The 17026-nt window shown below is 70.7% G+C and carries 17 protein-coding genes; 7 read left to right on the top strand and 10 right to left on the bottom strand.

What is annotated here, in order from left to right:
• Positions 1 to 158: 158 nt before the first annotated feature.
• The gene (locus CRP55_RS11220; RefSeq protein ID WP_097319753.1) at positions 159 to 1871 is read left to right on the top strand and encodes a substrate-binding domain-containing protein; all 1713 of its coding nucleotides are present in this window, start codon (positions 159 to 161) and stop codon (positions 1869 to 1871) included.
• 37 nt (positions 1872 to 1908) lie between these two features.
• On the opposite strand, the gene CRP55_RS11225 is transcribed toward CRP55_RS11220, so the two are convergent.
• The gene (locus tag CRP55_RS11225; protein ID WP_179855123.1) at positions 1909 to 3024 is read right to left on the bottom strand and encodes a PP2C family protein-serine/threonine phosphatase; all 1116 of its coding nucleotides are present in this window, start codon (positions 3022 to 3024) and stop codon (positions 1909 to 1911) included.
• A gap of 50 nt (positions 3025 to 3074) precedes the next feature.
• Here CRP55_RS11225 and CRP55_RS11230 point away from each other — a divergent pair, with 50 nt between their 5' ends.
• A complete protein-coding gene (locus CRP55_RS11230; RefSeq protein ID WP_245922922.1) occupies positions 3075 to 3554 on the top strand; it encodes a MarR family winged helix-turn-helix transcriptional regulator in 480 nt (159 codons plus the stop codon).
• Here CRP55_RS11230 and CRP55_RS11235 read toward each other — a convergent pair.
• Complete coding sequence (locus CRP55_RS11235; RefSeq protein WP_438865778.1) at positions 3542 to 4579, bottom strand: ROK family protein; 1038 nt, start codon at positions 4577 to 4579, stop codon at positions 3542 to 3544. The genes CRP55_RS11230 and CRP55_RS11235 overlap by 13 nt on opposite strands.
• A gap of 149 nt (positions 4580 to 4728) precedes the next feature.
• Between CRP55_RS11235 and xylA the strand changes: the two genes are divergently transcribed.
• Genes xylA through CRP55_RS11250 form a run of 3 tightly spaced genes read left to right on the top strand, consistent with a single transcriptional unit; the run spans position 4729 to position 8806 of the window.
• A complete protein-coding gene (xylA, locus tag CRP55_RS11240; RefSeq protein ID WP_097319910.1) occupies positions 4729 to 5916 on the top strand; it encodes a xylose isomerase in 1188 nt (395 codons plus the stop codon).
• Between the two features lie 13 nt (positions 5917 to 5929).
• Positions 5930 to 7330, top strand: coding sequence for a xylulokinase (gene xylB, locus CRP55_RS11245; protein ID WP_097319755.1), 1401 nt, complete (start codon positions 5930 to 5932; stop codon positions 7328 to 7330).
• Positions 7331 to 7339: 9 nt separating this feature from the next.
• Positions 7340 to 8806: an MFS transporter gene (locus CRP55_RS11250; protein ID WP_097319756.1), complete on the top strand. Its 1467-nt coding sequence runs from the start codon at positions 7340 to 7342 to the stop codon at positions 8804 to 8806.
• Here CRP55_RS11250 and CRP55_RS11255 read toward each other — a convergent pair.
• From CRP55_RS11255 to CRP55_RS11280, 7 genes are all read right to left on the bottom strand, one after another.
• Complete coding sequence (locus tag CRP55_RS11255) at positions 8714 to 10354, bottom strand: glycoside hydrolase family 13 protein (RefSeq protein ID WP_097319757.1); 1641 nt, start codon at positions 10352 to 10354, stop codon at positions 8714 to 8716. The two genes, CRP55_RS11250 and CRP55_RS11255, sit on opposite strands and share 93 nt — an antisense overlap.
• Before the next feature lie 9 nt (positions 10355 to 10363).
• On the bottom strand, positions 10364 to 11080 hold the full coding sequence (locus tag CRP55_RS11260; RefSeq protein ID WP_097319758.1) for an HD domain-containing protein: 717 nt from the start codon (positions 11078 to 11080) through the stop codon (positions 10364 to 10366).
• Between the two features lie 21 nt (positions 11081 to 11101).
• Complete coding sequence (locus tag CRP55_RS11265) at positions 11102 to 11986, bottom strand: MHYT domain-containing protein (protein WP_097319759.1); 885 nt, start codon at positions 11984 to 11986, stop codon at positions 11102 to 11104.
• 176 nt (positions 11987 to 12162) lie between these two features.
• Positions 12163 to 12306, bottom strand: coding sequence for a GPGG-motif small membrane protein (locus CRP55_RS52905; protein WP_179855124.1), 144 nt, complete (start codon positions 12304 to 12306; stop codon positions 12163 to 12165).
• A 39-nt stretch (positions 12307 to 12345) separates the two neighbouring features.
• Positions 12346 to 13092: a metallophosphoesterase family protein gene (locus tag CRP55_RS11270; protein ID WP_097319760.1), complete on the bottom strand. Its 747-nt coding sequence runs from the start codon at positions 13090 to 13092 to the stop codon at positions 12346 to 12348.
• On the bottom strand, positions 13089 to 13337 hold the full coding sequence (locus CRP55_RS11275; RefSeq protein ID WP_097319761.1) for a hypothetical protein: 249 nt from the start codon (positions 13335 to 13337) through the stop codon (positions 13089 to 13091). Before CRP55_RS11275 ends, CRP55_RS11270 begins: the two co-directional genes overlap by 4 nt.
• A 13-nt stretch (positions 13338 to 13350) precedes the next feature.
• Positions 13351 to 13926 carry a nucleotidyltransferase gene (locus tag CRP55_RS11280; protein WP_097319762.1) on the bottom strand — a complete coding sequence of 192 codons (576 nt, stop codon included), beginning with the start codon at positions 13924 to 13926 and terminating at the stop codon, positions 13351 to 13353.
• 183 nt (positions 13927 to 14109) lie between these two features.
• Between CRP55_RS11280 and CRP55_RS11285 the strand changes: the two genes are divergently transcribed.
• Entirely contained in the window at positions 14110 to 14799 is a 690-nt protein-coding gene (locus CRP55_RS11285) for a dTMP kinase (protein ID WP_097319763.1), read from the top strand.
• Here CRP55_RS11285 and CRP55_RS11290 read toward each other — a convergent pair.
• Positions 14796 to 15470 carry an SDR family NAD(P)-dependent oxidoreductase gene (locus CRP55_RS11290; RefSeq protein ID WP_097319764.1) on the bottom strand — a complete coding sequence of 225 codons (675 nt, stop codon included), beginning with the start codon at positions 15468 to 15470 and terminating at the stop codon, positions 14796 to 14798. The two genes, CRP55_RS11285 and CRP55_RS11290, sit on opposite strands and share 4 nt — an antisense overlap.
• Positions 15471 to 16019: 549 nt before the next feature.
• Here CRP55_RS11290 and CRP55_RS11295 point away from each other — a divergent pair.
• Complete coding sequence (locus tag CRP55_RS11295; protein ID WP_097319765.1) at positions 16020 to 17024, top strand: sigma-70 family RNA polymerase sigma factor; 1005 nt, start codon at positions 16020 to 16022, stop codon at positions 17022 to 17024.
• Positions 17025 to 17026 lie beyond the last annotated feature (2 nt).

Consider the following 17026-nt stretch of genomic DNA (forward strand, 5'->3'; position numbering starts at 1 on the left):
TCACTGTCGGTCACTCAGGGTGCCAACAATCCCAATCCGAGTAACTTTCGCCCGAACGTATATGGCATTCGCCTTCGGTGATGCGCACAATCGAGCGCGTGTCAGGCCGCCATCGTAGAAACTTCAATGCAAGAGGAGCTGGCGTCGTCGGAGCTGCGATGGCGATAGTCGTCGTCTTGGCCGGGTCGTACCTCGGCTACCAGCAGCTTTCCGACAAGGGGTGCACCGGTTCGATCCGGTTGACCGTCGCCGCCGCCAATGAGATCCAGCCCGCAGTTGATCAAGCTGCGCAACGCTGGGTGCAGGACGGCGCGAATGTCGACGGCACCTGTGTCGCAGTCAGCGTCGTCAATACGAATTCGTCGACCATGGCCGCCGCGGTCGCCGGCGAGCACAAGGTCCAGTTGACCGGGCTCGGCACGGCGCCCGAGTCGGTCAAGGTTCCGGACGTGTGGATCCCCGACTCGTCGACCTGGCTGCTGCGGCTCAAGGCCGAGGCGCCGGGCTTCGCCCCCACCGACCAGAAACCGATCGCGCAGAGTCCCGTCGTGGTCGCCATGCCCAAGCCGGTCGCCGAGAAGATCGGCTGGCCGGACAAGAAGATGAGCTGGGGCACGCTGCTCAATCAGATGTTGACCAGCACCAGCCTCAACACGGGCATCGTCAACCCGTCGCTCGACGCCGCCGGCCTGGCCGGCCTGCTCGCGCTCGGCCAGGCGGCCGGCACGGGTGAGAAGGCGCAGTCGACCAAGGTGTCGGCGATCAAGGGCCTGGCCAACAGTGCCTCGGCCCTGCGCGACGACCTGCTCCAGAAATTCCCGCGCTCGGCCGACCCGACCGACATCGCGACGAGCCTCGGCGCCGCGCCGCTGTCCGAGGAGGACGTGGTCGCGTACAACGCCGAGAAGCCGGCCGTTCCGTTGGTCGCGCTCTACCTCAACCCGAGCCCGCTGCCGCTCGACTACCCGTACGCGGTGATGCCCGAGGTCGACCTGCAGAAGACCAAGGCCGCCGAGGGCCTGCGGTCCCAGCTCGCGAGCGCGTCGTTCAAGAACGACCTGGGTGCGGCCGGGCTGCGGGCCCCCGACGGCTCGTTCGGCGCCGGCTTCACCCGCCCGCTCGGCGCGCCCGACGCCTCGCCCGCGGTCACCAAGCCCGCGGCCGGCGGCGGCGACAACGCCGGTGGCACGGCCGCGGCCGGTCTCGACGCCAGCACGCTGGCCCAGGTGCTCGGCAGCTGGAACGCGATCACGCAGCCGGGCCGGGTGCTCGCGGTGTTCGACGTCTCGGGCTCGATGCAGGACCCGGTGCCCTCGGCGAACAACCAGTCCCGGGCTTTGGTCACCCAGAAGGCGGCCGCGGCCGGTCTGAGCATGTTCGACGACAAGTGGGCCGTCGGCGTGTGGCTGTTCTCCACGGAGATGAACGGCAAGAAGCCGTGGCGGCAGCTTCAGTCGATCAAGCCGCTGGCCTCGTCCCGCGCGCAGATCGCCGGCTCGATCCCGCAGATCACCCCGAAGAAGGGTGGCGACACCGGTCTCTACGACACGATCCTGGCCGCCTACACCGAGGTCAAGAGGACGTACCAGCCCGGCAAGGTCAACTCGGTCATCCTCTTCACGGACGGCAAGGAGGAGAACCCCGACGGCATCAGCAAGGAGAAGCTCCTCGCCGACCTGAAGAAGCTGAACGACCCGAAGGAGCCGGTCCGCCTGGTGATCATCGGTATCGGTGACGGCATCGACGAGCCGGTCCTCCAGCAGATCGTCAAGGTCACCCCGGCCGGCGGTGTCTTCATCGCGAAGGACCCGGCCCGCATGGCGTCGATCTTCGCCGAGGCGATCGGCCGCCGCACCGGCGCCACCGGCTGACGCCGGGCACCGACAGCGCGACCCGGGGCCGTTCCTCCTAGAGGAGCGGCCCCGGCCAGTCCAGGCACACGGCCACCGCGTCGTCCTCGAGGTCGGCGTCCTCCAGATGGGTCCGCAGGTCACCCAGGAGCGACCGGACGGCTTGCAACGGGGCGAGGGACCCGGTGTGCCGTACGAAACGGGCCAGTGCCACGCCGGTGACCGCCTCATGGACGCCGTCACTCACGATCATCAGCCGGTCGCCGGGGCGCAGAGTGAAGGCTTGCACTCGATAGTCGGTGTCCTCGAACATGCCGAGCGGGAACTGCGCGGTGAGTTTGTGCTCACCCACCACGCCGTCGCGCAGGAACAGCAGTTGGGGTGACCCGGCGTCGACCGCCAGCACCTCGCCGGTGGCCAGGTCGACCTCCAGCATCAGGGCCGAGACGTACTGGCCGCCGCGGTGCTGGGCATAGACGGCTTGGTCGGCCAGGGCGGCTTGATCGGCCAGCCCGATGCCGGCCCGCCGGGCGTTGCGCAGCGCGTACGTCGCGAGCGCGGTGAGCAGGGCCGCCTGCACGCCATCGCCCATCCCGTTGAGCACGCTCAGGAAGAGCCGCCCGTCGTGCTCGGCCCAGTCGAAGCTGTCGCCGCGCACCGCGTACGAGGGTTCGAGCTGCCCGGCCAGGCTGAACGAGGGCCGGACGCGGCTGCGCCCCGGCAGCAGCTCCCACTGCATCTCGGCGGCCAGGGTGAGCCGCTTGGTGCGGGCCGCCGTCCGGTAGCGGTCGGTGCCGACGGCCGCGGACTGCAACTCGTGCGCCACCAGGGTCGCGATCTCGGCCAGCTCGCCCCGCGTGTCCGAGTCGCCGGGCACCGGCGCCGCCCGCAGCACCCCGATCCGCTCACCGCGGGCGGTCACCGGCAGGTAGACCGCGTCGTCGGTGATCACCTCGGACTGGTGGTCGAAGCTGCGCCAGGCGGGGTCGCCGGGGTGGGTGATCCGCACGTCACCGAGCAGCGGCAACAGGGCCGCGAGCCGGTAGTCGACCAGGTAGAGCTCGGTGTCGGCGAGAGCGTAGGAACTCGCCAGGGCGCCCGCCAGGCGCTCGGGGACGGAGTCGGCGGCGGCCTCGGCAAGGGCCCTGCGGACCGCTTGTAGCCTGTCGATCAATGGCCACCTCCTCGAACAGATCGGCCGGTACCGGTAGTCTCTGCTGCACCATGGCCGTTTACCAGGGGCCGGACGGGCCGGACCCGATGCACGCCGCGGCGATCGACGACGCGGCGCAAGCTCTGCTGCTCGCCTGGGACGTGGCCCGTGAGCAGGTCACCCCACGTCTGTCGTCGGTGCAGCTGAGCGCGTTGCTGGCCGTTGAGCGGGCCGAGGGCATCAACCTCGGCGGACTCGCGGCCGAGCTGTCCATGCTGCTGTCGTCGGCCAGCCGCCTCTGCGACCGGCTGGTCGCCTCGGGCCTGGTCGAGCGGGTGCCGGGCCGGGCCGACCGGCGCGAGATCGCGCTCTATCTGACGCCGGCCTCGCGGGCGGTGCTGGCCGAGCTGCGGCGCATCCGCCGCCAGTCGATGACCACGGTGCTCGAGAAGATGTCGCCCTCGGGCCGGGCCGCCCTGCTGCGCGGGCTCAGCGAGTTCGCCGCCGCCTCGGGCGAGAGCGGCGAGTCCGCCCCGGCTCAGACGGCCTGAAGCGCGAGCCACGTCGCCGGATCGTCCTGCACGCCGCGGATCACCGCGTCGGCCGCGCCGCGCACGGCCGCGTCGGCGCCGAGGCTGGCCGGGCGCAGCGTGACCGGGGCCAGCCCGGCGGTCAGCACCCGCCGGCGCATCTCGGCCTCGATGCCGGGCGAGAGCTCCGCGAACAGGGGCGCGTAGCCGCCGCCGAGCACGATCACATCCAGGTCGAGCAGGTTGACCACGGCCGACAGGGCGATGCCGAGCGAGGCCGCGGCCAGGGCCGGGTCCTCGGCGACCATGGCCGCGCCCGCGTACTGCTCCAGGCAGCCGTTGGCGCCGCACCGGCAGGGCCGCCCGTCCGGATAGACGGTGACGTGGCCGATCTCACCGCTCCACCCGCGCCCGCCGCGGTAGAGGTCGCCGTCGATCACGATGCCGGCGCCGATGCCGACCTCACCGGAGACGTAGACGAAGGTCGGCTCGCCGTCGCCGGCCCGCAGCTCGCCGAGGGCGGCCAGGTTGGCCTCGTTGTCGACGGTGATCGGCAGGTCGGCCAGGGCCGGCGTGCGGCGGAGATAGGCGATCGGGTCGACGTCCTGCCAGCCGAGGTTGGGGGCGACCCGGACCAGGCCGCCGGGAGCGACCAGGCCGGGCACGGCCAGGGCGGCCCCGGCCAGGGCCAGCCCGTCCTCGGCGGCGGCGGCGCGGGCCCGCGCGGCCAGCTCGCCCAGCCCGGCCAGGGTGGGTGAGCGGTCCATGAAGTGGTACCGCACGGCGCCCGTGAGATCGACCACGCAGGCCGCCAGATAGTCGACGTTGATCTCCAGGCCGAGACCGGCCGGGCCGTCGGGGGAGAGGGCGAGCGCGGTGGCGGGCCGCCCGGCGCCGTTGCGGGGCGCCGGCCCCTGCTCGGTGAGCAGGCCGCCGGCGATCAGATCGTCGACCAGGGCGCTGACGGTGGCGCGGGTGAGGCCGGTGGCGCCGGCGATCGCGGCCCGTGACGGGCGATCTGCGCTGTTTACCACTGTCTGCAACACCAGTGCGAGATTGTGGGCCCGCACGCTCGATTGACGGACGGGCGCCCGGGAAGGACTTCTCAGACGACCGTTCACGGCCTTGACAATGCCACACGGCCGCCAAATAATTCAACCACTAAACAAATCCGAGCTGTTACGTGGAGGTAACCGTGCCGGTCCAGCCCACACGCGAAGACAAGTTCTCATTCGGCCTCTGGACGGTCGGGTGGCAGGCCCAGGACGCGTTCGGTTCGGCCACGCGTCCCCACCTCGACCCGGTCGAGGCCGTGCACAAGCTCGCCGAGCTCGGTGCGTACGGCATCACGTTCCACGACGACGACCTGGTGCCGTTCGGCTCCGACGCGCAGACCCGCGACGGCATCATCGCCGGGTTCAAGAAGGCCCTCGAAGAGACCGGCCTGATCGTCCCGATGGTCACCACGAACACGTTCAGCCACCCGGTCTTCAAGGACGGCGCGTTCACCAGCAACGACCGTTCGGTCCGGCGCTACGCGCTGCGCAAGGTGCTGCGCCAGGTCGACCTCGCGGCCGAGATGGGCGCCAAGACCTTCGTGCTCTGGGGCGGCCGCGAGGGCGCCGAGTACGACGCGGCCAAGGACATCAACGCCGCCCTCGACCGCTACCGCGAGGGCCTCAACCTCGTCGCGCAGTACTCCGAGGACAAGGGCTACGGCCTGCGGTTCGCCATCGAGCCCAAGCCGAACGAGCCCCGCGGCGACATCCTGCTGCCGACCCTGGGCCACGCGATCGCTTTCACGTACGAGCTGGAGCGCCCCGAGCTGTTCGGCATCAACCCGGAGACGGGCCACGAGCAGATGTCCAACCTCAACTTCACCCAGGGAATCGCGCAGGCGCTGTGGCAGGGCAAGCTCTTCCACATCGACCTGAACGGCCAGCACAGCGTCAAGTTCGACCAGGACCTGGTCTTCGGCCACGGCGACCTGCTCAACGCGTTCTCCCTGGTCGACCTGCTCGAGCACGGCCCGATCGGCGGCGGCCCCAAGTACGACGGCCCCCGCCACTTCGACTACAAGCCGTCGCGCACCGAGGACTCCGACGGCGTGTGGGAGTCGGCCAAGGCCAACATGCGGATGTACCTGCTGCTCAAGGAGCGCGCGCAGGAGTTCCGGGCCGACCCGGCCGTGCAGGAGGCGCTGCGCGCCAGCAAGGTGCTCGAGCTGGAGACCCCGACCCTCAACCCGGGCGAGACCTACCAGGACCTGCTCAACGACAAGAGCGCCTTCGAGGACTACGACGTCGACGCGGCCGGCGCTCAGGGCTACGGTTTCGTCAAGCTGCACCAGCTGGCCATCGACCACCTTCTCCGCGCGAACTGATTCAAGGGACGACATGACTCTCGTAGCCGGGATCGACAGCTCCACCCAGTCCTGCAAGGTGGTCATCCGCGACGCGGAGACCGGCAAGCTGGTCCGGCAGGGCCGCGCGAGCCATCCGGAGGGCACCGAGGTGCACCCGGACGCCTGGTGGGCCGCCCTCCAGGAGGCGATCGAGCAGGCCGGTGGCCTGGACGACGTGGCCGCGGCCTCGGTCGCCGGCCAGCAGCACGGCATGGTGGTGCTCGACGAGAACGGCGAGGTGGTCCGCCCGGCGCTGCTGTGGAACGACACGCGCAGCGCCGGGGCGGCCGCCGACCTCATCCAGGAGCTGGGTGGGGGCGAGAAATGGGCCGAGGCGGTCGGCATCGTGCCGGTGGCCAGCTTCACCCTGACCAAGCTGCGGTGGCTGGCCCGCAACGAGCCGGAGATCGCGGCCCGGGTGGCCGCGGTCTGCCTGCCGCACGACTGGCTGACCTGGAAACTCACCGGGTCGACGAACATCGACGACATCAAGACCGACCGCAGCGACGCCAGCGGCACGCTGTACTGGTCGGCCAAGACCAACGAATACCGGCTCGACCTGCTCGAGCTCGGCTTCGGGCGCCGGATCAAGGTGCCCGAGGTGCTCGGTCCCACGGGCATCGCCGGGCACCTGCCCAACGGTGCCCCGCTCGGGCCGGGCGCCGGCGACAACGCGGCGGCCGCCCTCGGCACGGGCGCCGGGACGGGCGACGTGATCGTCTCGATCGGCACCTCGGGCACGGTCTTCGTGTCCTCGGAGGTCTCGCCGAACGACCCGACCGGCACGGTGGCCGGGTTCGCCGACACCACCGGCCGGTTCCTGCCGATCGTGGTCACGCTGAACGCGGCCCGGGTGCTCGACGCGGCCGGCAAGCTGCTCGGCGTCGACCACGCCGAGCTGTCCCGGCTCGCTCTCAGCGCACCCGCCGGCGCGGACGGGCTGGTGCTCATTCCGTACCTCGAAGGAGAGCGCACGCCGAACCGCCCGGATGCCACCGGCGCGATCCACGGCCTGACCCTCAAGACGTCCGACCCGGCCCACCTGGCCCGGGCCGCCGTCGAGGGCATGCTGTGCGCCCTGGCCGACGGCCTCGACGCCCTGGTCGCCAACGGCGCTACGGCCAACCGGATCGTGCTGGTCGGCGGGGGAGCGCGCAGCGAGGCCGTCCGCCGCGTCGCGCCCGAGCTGTTCGGCCTGCCGGTGCTGGTCCCGCCGCCCGGCGAGTACGTGGCCGACGGCGCCGCACGTCAGGCTGCCTGGGTCGCGCTCGGCGGCGAGGAGCCGCCGGTGTGGACGGCCGAGGCGCCCGAGACGTTCGAGGCCACGCCCGTCCCGCTCATCCGGCAGCAGTACGCCGCCGCACGAGACGCGGTTGTCAACCGCGCCCGCTAACCTTTGCGGGTGAGCAGAGGCGGTACCGCCCATCGCGCGTACAGCGTGGTGGTCTTCGTGGTCCTCGCCTCGCTCGACAACGTCGCCATCGGCCTGGTGCCGCCGCTCTACGGCAGCATCGGGGACGCCTTCGGGGTCGGCGAGGGCCACATCGCCCTCGCCACCACGATCATGTTCCTGATCAGCGCGGTGGCGGCGATCGGTTTCGCGTACGCCGGTGACCGCACCGACCGCAAGCCGGTGCTGATCGCCGGCACGCTGATCTGGGTCGCCGGCACCGCGTGGTCCGGCCTGGCCGGCAGCTATCCGAGCTTCCTGCTCGCCCAGATCGTCGCCTCGTTCGGCCTGGGCGCCGTCGCCTCGGTCAGCTTCGCCGTGGTCAGCGACCTGATCTCACCGCGCCGGCGCGGCCTGGTGATGAGCTTCTGGGGCCTCTCCCAGGGTGTCGGCACGCTGGCCGGCACCCTCGTCGGCGGTTTCCTCGGCCACACGAACTGGCGCGAGCCGTTCCTCGTCACCGCGGCCGCGGGCGCGGTGGCCACGGTGCTCTACCTGTTCACGTACAACGTGCCCCGCGGCGACAGCCAGCCCGAGCTGGCCGGTGTCGAGTACGACGAGCGGATCCACCACGACCACCTGCCGCTGATCCTGCGCCGCCGCACCAACATCTGGCTGATCCTTCAGGGCAGCACGGCCCAGATCGCCCTCGGCTCGCTGGTGTGGCTGCCCGTCCTGTTCCGCTCCCGGGCCGAGGACCAGGGCTACACGGCCGGCACGGCGGTTCTGGTGGGCAGCGCCTTCGCCACGCTCTTCCAGCTCGGCGGTGCGCTCTCGATCCTGGGCGGCCTGGTCGGCGACCGGCTTCAGCGCCGTACGCCCCGGGGCCGCGCCCTGGTCGCCGCGGTCGGCGTCCTGGCCGCCGTGCCCTTCTACATCGTGCTGTTCTTCGTGCCGATGGAGATCGACGTCCCGGACGGCGGGAGCACGGGCGCGGTGGTCGGCGCCGTGCTCGGCAGCGTCTTCTCCTCGCCCACGGTCGGGCTCTGCCTGGCCACCGCGGTCTTCGCGCTGATGCTCACCTCGGCCAACTCGCCGAACTGGTTCGCGCTGATCGCCGACGTGAACCCGCCCGAGCACCGCGGCACCGTCTACAGCCTCGGCAACCTGGTCAATGGCTTCGGCCGGGCCGGCGGCAACGCGATGGTGGCGGTGGCCTTCCGCGGGCTGGCCGGCGCCTTCCCGCCGCCGCTCAACTACGCGGTCGGGCTGGCCGCCTTCCAGCTGTTCTGGGTGCCCACCGGGGTCATGTTCTGGCTGGCCAGCAGGACGGTGGCGAAGGACATGTCCGACACCCACGCCGCCCTGCTGGCCCGCGCGGCCCGGCTAGAGCACCGCCCAGACGGTGACGTCGGTGGGGACCCGCCCGTCGTCGTCGAGGGGCTCGCTGCTCAGCAGGACGGTGGCCCCGGCCGGTAGCTCGACCGGCTCCGTCCCGAAGTTCGTCACCACCAGCACATCGCCGTTCGTGAACATAAGCGACTTGTCCGATTTGTGAGTCCAGGTCAACGTGCCGCCACCCAGGCCGTGCGAGCGCCGGGTGGTGAGCGCGCTCCGGTAGAGCTCCCACGTCGAGCCGGGCACACCCCGCTGGCGGTCGGCCGCGTACTCGGCCCAGACCGCCGGCTGCGGCAGCCAGCTCTTGTCGCTCGGCCCGAAGCCGTACGACGGAGCGTCCGCCTCCCACGGCAGCGGCACCCGGCAGCCGTCCCGGCCCCGCTCGGTGTGCCCCGAGCGCTCCCACGCCGGGTCCTCACGGAACTCGTCGGCCATCGTCGTGTGCTCCGGCAGCCCCAGCTCCTCACCCTGGTAGAGGTAGGCCGAGCCGGGCAGGCCGAGCATCAGCAGCGTGGCCGCCCGGGCCCGGCGCAGGCCGAGCGCGGTGTCCGGCTGCGGGTCCCCGGCGCCGATGCCGTGCATCCGCGCCTGCCCGACCGGGTAGCCGAGCCGGGTCGCGTGCCGCACCACGTCGTGGTTGGACAGCACCCACGTGGTGGTCGCGCCGACCTCGTCGTTGGCCGCCAGCGACTCGTCGATGATCTCGGCCAGGCGGACCGGCGTCCACGGCGCGTCCAGGTAGGGGAAGTTGAAGGCCTGGTGCATCTCGTCGGGCCGCACGTAGCGGGCCAGCCGCGACGCCGGCTGCACCCACGCCTCGGCCACCAGGATGCGGCCACCCCCAGATCCGCTGAAACGAGGCTCGTCGAGGACCGAGCGCCACTGCTGGTAGATCGCGTGGACGCCTTCCTGGTCCCACATCGGCGGCGGCGGGCCGGCCGGCTCCAGACCGCCCAGGATCTGGCTGGTCGACGTCCAGTCGCTCAGGTCCTTGTCCTTGATCAGGCCGTGCGCGACGTCGACCCGGAAGCCGTCCACGCCCCGGTCGAGCCAGAACCGCAGGATGTCCACGAACTCCGACCGGACCTGCGGGTTGTCCCAGTTGAGGTCGGGCTGGGTGACGTCGAACAGGTGCAGGTACCACTGACCGTCCGGCAGCCGCTCCCACGCGGGGCCGCCGAAGACGCTCTGCCACGAGTTCGGCGGCTCCGAGCCGTCCGGGCCCTTGCCGTCGTGGAAGATGTAGCGCGCCCGCTCCGGGCTGCCGGGTGCAGCCGCCAGCGCCGCGCGGAACCACTCGTGCTCGCTGGAGGTATGGTTGGGCACGAGGTCGACGATGAGCTTGAGCCCCAGGTGGTGCGCCTCGGCGATCAGCTTGTCGGCGTCGCCGAGGTCGCCGAAGCGTGGGTCGACCCCGCGGTAGTCGGCCACGTCGTAGCCGGCGTCGTGCTGCGGGGACGGGTAGAACGGTGAGAGCCACACGGCGTCGATGCCGAGGTCTCGCAGATAGGGCAGGCGCCCGGTGATGCCGGGCAGGTCGCCCATCCCGTCGCCGTCGCTGTCAGCGAACGAGCGGGGATAGACCTGGTAGATGACGGCGTCGCGCCACCAGTGTTCGTTGCGGGGCATACGCCCAGGCTAATCGTCCAGGATCGCGGCGAATCGCTCCTCGGCCAGGTCGAGCTGGTCGAGGATGTGGTCTTTGGCCGCTATCGACAGCGGGGTGTCCGGGCGGCCGACCAGCTCACGCAGCTTCGGCACGAGCGGGCGGTACTTCACGGCCGCCTTGAAGGCCTTCTCCGGCGTCGTGTGGACCACCCCGACGCCGTTGTCGGTGAAGTCCGAGACCTTGATCACCCGGGCCCACGGGTCGCGCTCGAGGCTGTCCGCCACGTGCTGCCGGTACTGCTCGTGGCGGTCCCGGTCGCGGTCGTACTCCGGATTGGTGACCGAGCGGACCAGCTCGGCCGTGCGGGGGCCGAAGCGGCGGGCCAGCTCGGCGATCGCCGCGTCGGTCAGCTCCTGATAGGTGCCGGCCGAGCGCCCGGCCAGCTCGGCCGGGTGGTCCTCGACGGCGTCGTGCAGCAGGGCCGCGGTCAGCACGTCCACGTCGCGCACCCCGTAGTACTTGATGATGCGGATGGCAACCCGGAGCAGGTGGTTCAGATAGGGCTCGCGCACCCGCCGGTCGTTCGCGTGCAGCTTCGCGGCCAGGTCGAGCGCCTCGACCAGCCGCTCCCGCTCGCCGGCCGGAAACGACTCCAGCTCGAGCAGCAACCGCTCGCGGAGGCCGGCTTCGCCGTACACCTCGGTGATCGCGTGCAGCGGCATCGACAGCAACATCCGTGGCGCCATGCCGAGAACGTACCGGACACGTCAGCCGTTGGTGGGAGTGCGCATCGGAACCGGGCGCGGCGAGGGCCGTCGCACGGTCGGCGTGACGATCGTGGCCTGCTTGAGCGACCACGGGACGGGGGTCGCACCCTCGGCGTGCACGCCCCGGCGCGGCGTGCCGGCGCCGTCGGTGAACTCCTCCTCGGTCATCGCCTGGAGCGCGCTGAGCGCCACCCCGACGATGGTGGCCGCGGTGATCAGGGTGATCGGCACGATCATGGTGAGCGGCCGGAAGCCGTCGACCGCGGCCGTGCCGAGCGGGTCGAGGTGGACCGACATGGCAGCCATGCCCGTGTAGTGCATGCCGCAGACCGCCACGCCCATGATGGCGGCGGCGCCGCTGATCGGCGCCCAGCCGCGGACCGAGATGGCGAACCAGAGGGCCACGGTCGAGGCGACCACCGCGATGATCGCCGACGCGACGACGAGGGACAGGTTGTATCGCATGTCGCCGGCCACGTGCATGCCGTACATGCCGGTGTAGTGCATCGCGAGCACCCCGCCGCCGGTCAGCACGCCGGCCGCGATCACCTTGGGCAGGCTGCGCCGGCCGTGCCCGACGATCAGCAGTCCGGTGCCGACCGCGGCGACCGCGAAGACCAGGCTGAGCACGGTCATCGGGATGTCGAAGCGGACGGGGCTCTCCGGCACCTCGAAGCCGAGCATGGCCGCGAAGTGCATGAGCCAGATGGCGCCACCGCCGATCGCGAAGGCCGAGATGACCAGCCAGCGGTTGCGGCGGCCCCGCGTACGGGCGTCCCGCGCTCGGGCCGTGCCCAGCAGACCGAAGAACGAGCCCAGAAAGGCCAGCAGATAGGCGGCGAGCGGATTGAAGACGCCGTACGTGAAGTGATGGACCTCGGCCACGACAGAGCCACCTCGCGAGAAAAGATCGAAAGATTTCCGCGAGTGATTCAGTCAGGAATTGGCGGAAGGTCATCGCACGGCGAGTGCGGCACCCCCACGAGATGAGCCGGGGCCACCCGTTCAGGTGGCCCCGGCTCTGTGGTTTACCGGGGGATTGAAGTTGTCGGAGCGGGAGATCAGGTGAAGATGCTGACGCCGCCGGGGCCGACCAGCAGGCCCACGATGATCAGCACGATTCCCCAGAGGAGCTGCCGCCGGAAGAGGGCGAGGATACCGGCGACCACCAGGATGACTGCGAGGATCCAAAGGAGTACGTCCATGCGCCTGAGATACCCGGGTGCCCGATTTTGGAAACGTGTTTATCCGACGGTCGTAAGTGACGATTCGATCTCGCCGCTGAGCAGCTGATACACGTTGTACGCCTGCTTGATCACCGGGTGCGCGACGTTGCGCACGGGCACCCCGCCGGGCGTACGGCCGCGCTCCGATCCGTGGTGTGCGTGCCCGTGCAGGGCCAGCGAGGCCGGCGCCGAGTCGATCGCCTGGCCGAGCTGGTAGCAGCCGAGGAAGGCGTAGATCTCCAGCGGCTCGCCGACCAGCGTCTCCGGCACCGGCGCGTAGTGGGTGAGCGCCACCAGCGCGTCGGCCTCGACCGAGTGCAGCGCCTCGCGCAGGGCGGCCGCGTACCGCTCGGTCGTGCCGACGAAGTCCTTCATCTCGCGCTCGCCGAAGTTGCTGGCGCACGCCCCGGCGAACCCGCCGCCGAAGCCCTTGCTGCCGGCGATGCCGAGCCGGTGCCCGTTGATCTCCAGCACCGTCGCCGTGCCCTCCAGCACGGTGATGCCGGAGTCCTGGAGCACCTCGGTGACCTGGTCCTGCTGGTCGCTCTGGTGGTCGTGGTTGCCGAGCACCACGACGACCGGCACGGCCAGGCCGCCGAACTCCTTGGCGAAGCAGCGGGCCTCCTCGACGGTGCCGTGCCGGGTCAGGTCCCCGGCCACCAGCAGCGCGTCGGCGCGGTCCGGCAGTTCCTCGAGGGCGGGCCGATAGCGGCCCACCACGTCCTTGTCCACGTGGACGTCGCCCACGGCGGCGATCCGGATCATGAAATCTCCTCCACCTCACTGGGCGCCTGTGCCCGCGTGATGCCGATGTCGCAGGTGATCTCCACCTCGGGAAAGCGCGTGGTGATCTGCCGGCAGATCTCGTCCCGGCGCTGCGCGCTCTCCACCTCGCCGCCGAGCACGATCGAGTGCTCTCGGCGCTGGACCGTGATGCCCTGCTCGGCGATCCGGTCGTGCTCGGTGAGCAGCCTCTGGATCTCGGCCTCGAGATCGATGTCGTTCGTCATAGGTCCCGGCCCTTCACTTGGTTGCCAGCGCCTCCGGCAGCGGGACGACGTCCAGCCGGTCCAGCAGGATCAGAAACGCCTCGGCATACGGTGACTTGCTGGTCTCCCGCCGGACCCGGTCCCAGTCGATCTGCTCGCGCAGCGATCGGGCCACCGGAAGTCCCGTGGCGAAGTCGCAGTAGTGCTGGCTGTAGCTCAACAGCTTGTGGATCATCAGCTGGCTGGCCGAGAGCACCGGCATGTAGATGGCCTCGACCGAGATCTGCTCGGTGTCGCGCAGCGTCTCGTCGGTCACCGGCGTCTCCACCGGCCGATAGATCAGGTCGACCATCCGGTCGTCGTCGTAGACCTTGACCAGCCAGTCCTCCGGCGGCTGCTCGGTGCGGAAGCCGGCCTTGGCCAGCTCGGCCAGCGCCTGCTCCTTGTCCTGCTCGCGGAGCAGGAAGTCGACGTCGTGGTCGCTGGAGTGGCCGCCGTGCGCCCAGACCGCGAAGCTCCCGCCCAGAGCGAACGGGATGGCCGCCGCCTTGAGCGTCGAGGCGACCTTCTTCAACGTGGTGGCCAGGCCTTCGTCCACCTGGTGCGGCATGACGTTCTCCCCCTGTCGGCGTGTGCGGTCCCGTGCCGATTACGACTACCCGGGCGCCCCCGCGTTTGAACCGCCGACCTCGGGGATCTTCGGGCAAAACCCACTGCAACCCCCATTTTGGTACGGGATTGAGCACCGTCGCCGGAAAACCCGATGTGCACCCGCCGGTTACCGTTGGTTGGCATGACCCTTCGCACGATCGCCCTGATCGGCATCGACGGCTCCGGCAAGACGACGCAGGCGCACCGGCTGGCCGATGAGCTCGCCGCGGCCGGCCTGCCCGCCGTCTACCGGCGCAACGCCGGGGGTCGCCACTGGGTCGGAAAACTCGCCGTGCGGCTCGGCCGGCGCGACGCCGAGGATCTGATCGGCCGCCGCGCCATGCTCTTCGCCGAGTCGGTCCTGCGCTGGCTGGCCATGCTGCGCACGCTGCTGTGGCGCCTGCTCACCGGCGGCGTCGTGGTCATGGACCGGTACGCCTACTGCCAGTACGCGAGCCTGCGGGCCCGCGGCGCCCACCCGGCCGCCGAGCGCCGCGCCCGCCTCGCCTACCGCCTGTTCCCCCGCCCCGACGTGACCTTCCTGCTGGCCGTCGACCCGGCGGTGGCCCAGCAGCGGATCGACGCCCGCGGCTACGACCACGAGTCGATGACCTACCTGAACGCCGCCGACGCCGCCTACCGCTCGCTGCCCGAGTTCGCGTCGTTCGTGGTGATCGACGCCAACGGCACACCGGACGAGGTCTCCGCGGCCCTGCACGCCGCGCTCGCCTCCAGCCCGGTGGCCCGGCGCCGCGGCCTGCTCCTGGCCGGCGCGGCCGCGCTCGCCGGCATGCTCACCGTCCTCGGCTACCAGGTCGCCGAGCTCATCTAAACGGGCAGCTGCGCCCCGTTGGTCGGCTTGGAGGCGTCCGAGGCGAGGAAGAGCAGCACCGAGGCGATCTCCTCGGCGCTCGGCCACTTGCTGAAGTCGGCGTCGGGCATGTCCCGCCGGTTGGCCGGCGTGTCCACGATCGCGGGCAGGATCGTGTTGCACCGCACGCCCTTGCCCCGATACTCGGCCGCCACGGCGTTCGCGAAGGCGACCACGGCCGCCTTGGAGATCGCATAGCCCGACCCGCCCGGGAACGGCGCCAGGGCCGCCCGGGCCGCCACGCAGACCACCGAGCCGCCGCCGGCCGCCACCAGGTGGGGGAGGGCGGCCGCGGTGAGCAGATACGTGGGCCGCAGATTGGCCGTGAGCATCGCGTCGAGCCCGGCGATCGGCGTCTCGGCGATCAGCCCGCCGGTCGTGAAGCCACCGGCCAGATTGACCACCGCGCGCAGCGGGGCGCCGGTTTCCGCCGCCGCGACCTCGACGGCCGCGGTGACATCCGTCTCGTTCCCCAGATCGGCCTCCACCGCCAGGGCACCCTTCGGCAGCCGTCCGGACGACCCCGGACGGACCGGGGTGACCACCCGCCAGCCCTCCGCCACGAACCTCTCGACGGCCGCCGAGCCGATGCCACCGGCCCCACCTGAGATCAGAACCGTGCCCTGGCCCATGTGCCCTCCCGCTGTGTTTTTCGTCACCCTGTACATCCGGATGGTTCGTACCGGCCGAACCGTTGTCGAACGGTGGGTCACTCGCCGGAGCATCACCCGTGCGGGCGAGTGAACTGCGCCGCCGCGTGCCGCATTGTGGCAGGTGGTCCCGTTCGGTCAACGCCTCGGGATCTTTTCGATCGTGCTTTTGTTTCAAGCCCGTCGCGAACCTGACGATCCACCACCTGAACCCGGGAAGCCACTCGGCCGTACAGGGTGGTGACGAGGGTCCCAAGGTCATTGGTGATGCCCGTCGCTGTGATCAATGAGGGGCCGGTGGTGTCATGAGACGAGCGACGGGTAAGCGTCAGTCAGCGCTGCCGACGACCAGGGCGCGTGGGAATGCCGCCAGTATGGGCCTGCTCAGCAAGTATGCACGGGGCTCTCAGCTATCACCCAGGCATTCGTGACACTTTCGACCCACCAGCCGGAATCAGTACAGGCAGCAATTTGTTGTGTAGATGCCAGTAACCGCAATGTGCGAACTGCGGACGTTACGGGGAGGAACTGATGGACACAGGTATCGCCCGTAGCGGGGTTAGTAGTCATGGCAATGAGGGGACCGTGGGCAACGTGGAGAAGAGCACCGTCTTGAGGACCGATCAGGTTGCCGAGGAGCGCGACCTCGTTGGCGTCTACCTGCACGAGATCTCACGGACACCGCTGTTGGACGCCGCACGCGAGGTCGAGCTCTCCAAGGCGATCGAGGCGGGCCTCTACGCCGAGCACCTGCTCGAGACCGGCGAGGCCAAGCGCGGCGTGAGCCGGGAAGAGCTGGAGCGACTGGTCACCGAGGGCCAGAAGGCCAAGGACCTGTTCATCCGGGCCAACCTGCGACTGGTCGTGTCGATCGCCCGGCGCTACGTGCGCTCCGGCATGCCGATGCTCGACCTCATCCAGGAGGGCAACACCGGCCTGGTCCGCGCGGTCGAGAAGTTCGACTACGAGCGCGGCTACAAGTTCTCGACGTACGCGACCTGGTGGGTCCGGCAGGCGATCAGCCGGGCCATCGCCCAGCAGGAGCGCACCGTGCGCCTGCCCGTGCACCTGGTCGAGGACGTCAACCGGATGCGCAACGTGACCCGTCAGCTCGTTCGTGAGCTGGGCGGCGACCCCGAGCCCGAGCAGGTCGCGGCCGCTCTGGGCGTCACCGTCGAGCGGGTCAACGAGCTCACCCGCTGGGCGCAGGACACGGTGTCCCTCGACACGCCGGTCGGCGACGACGGCGACACCAACCTCGGCGACCTGGTCGCCGACAGCGACGCCCCGTCGCCCGAGGACATCGTTCTCACCGCCCTCGAGCGCCAGCGCATCGAGGGTCTGCTCAACCACCTCGACGACCGTTCGGCCGGCATCATGCGGGCCCGCTACGGCCTCGAGGACGGCCGGGAGCACTCGCTGACCGAGGTGGCCTCGCGCTTCTCGCTCAGCCGCGAGCGCATCCGCCAGCTCGAGATCCAGGCGCTCGGCCGGCTGCGTGAGCTGGCCCGGGCCGAGGGCCTCCAGGCCGCCTGAGA

Origin of the sequence: Paractinoplanes atraurantiacus (assembly GCF_900215205.1) — a bacterium.
GTDB classification, from domain to species: domain Bacteria; phylum Actinomycetota; class Actinomycetes; order Mycobacteriales; family Micromonosporaceae; genus Actinoplanes; species Actinoplanes atraurantiacus.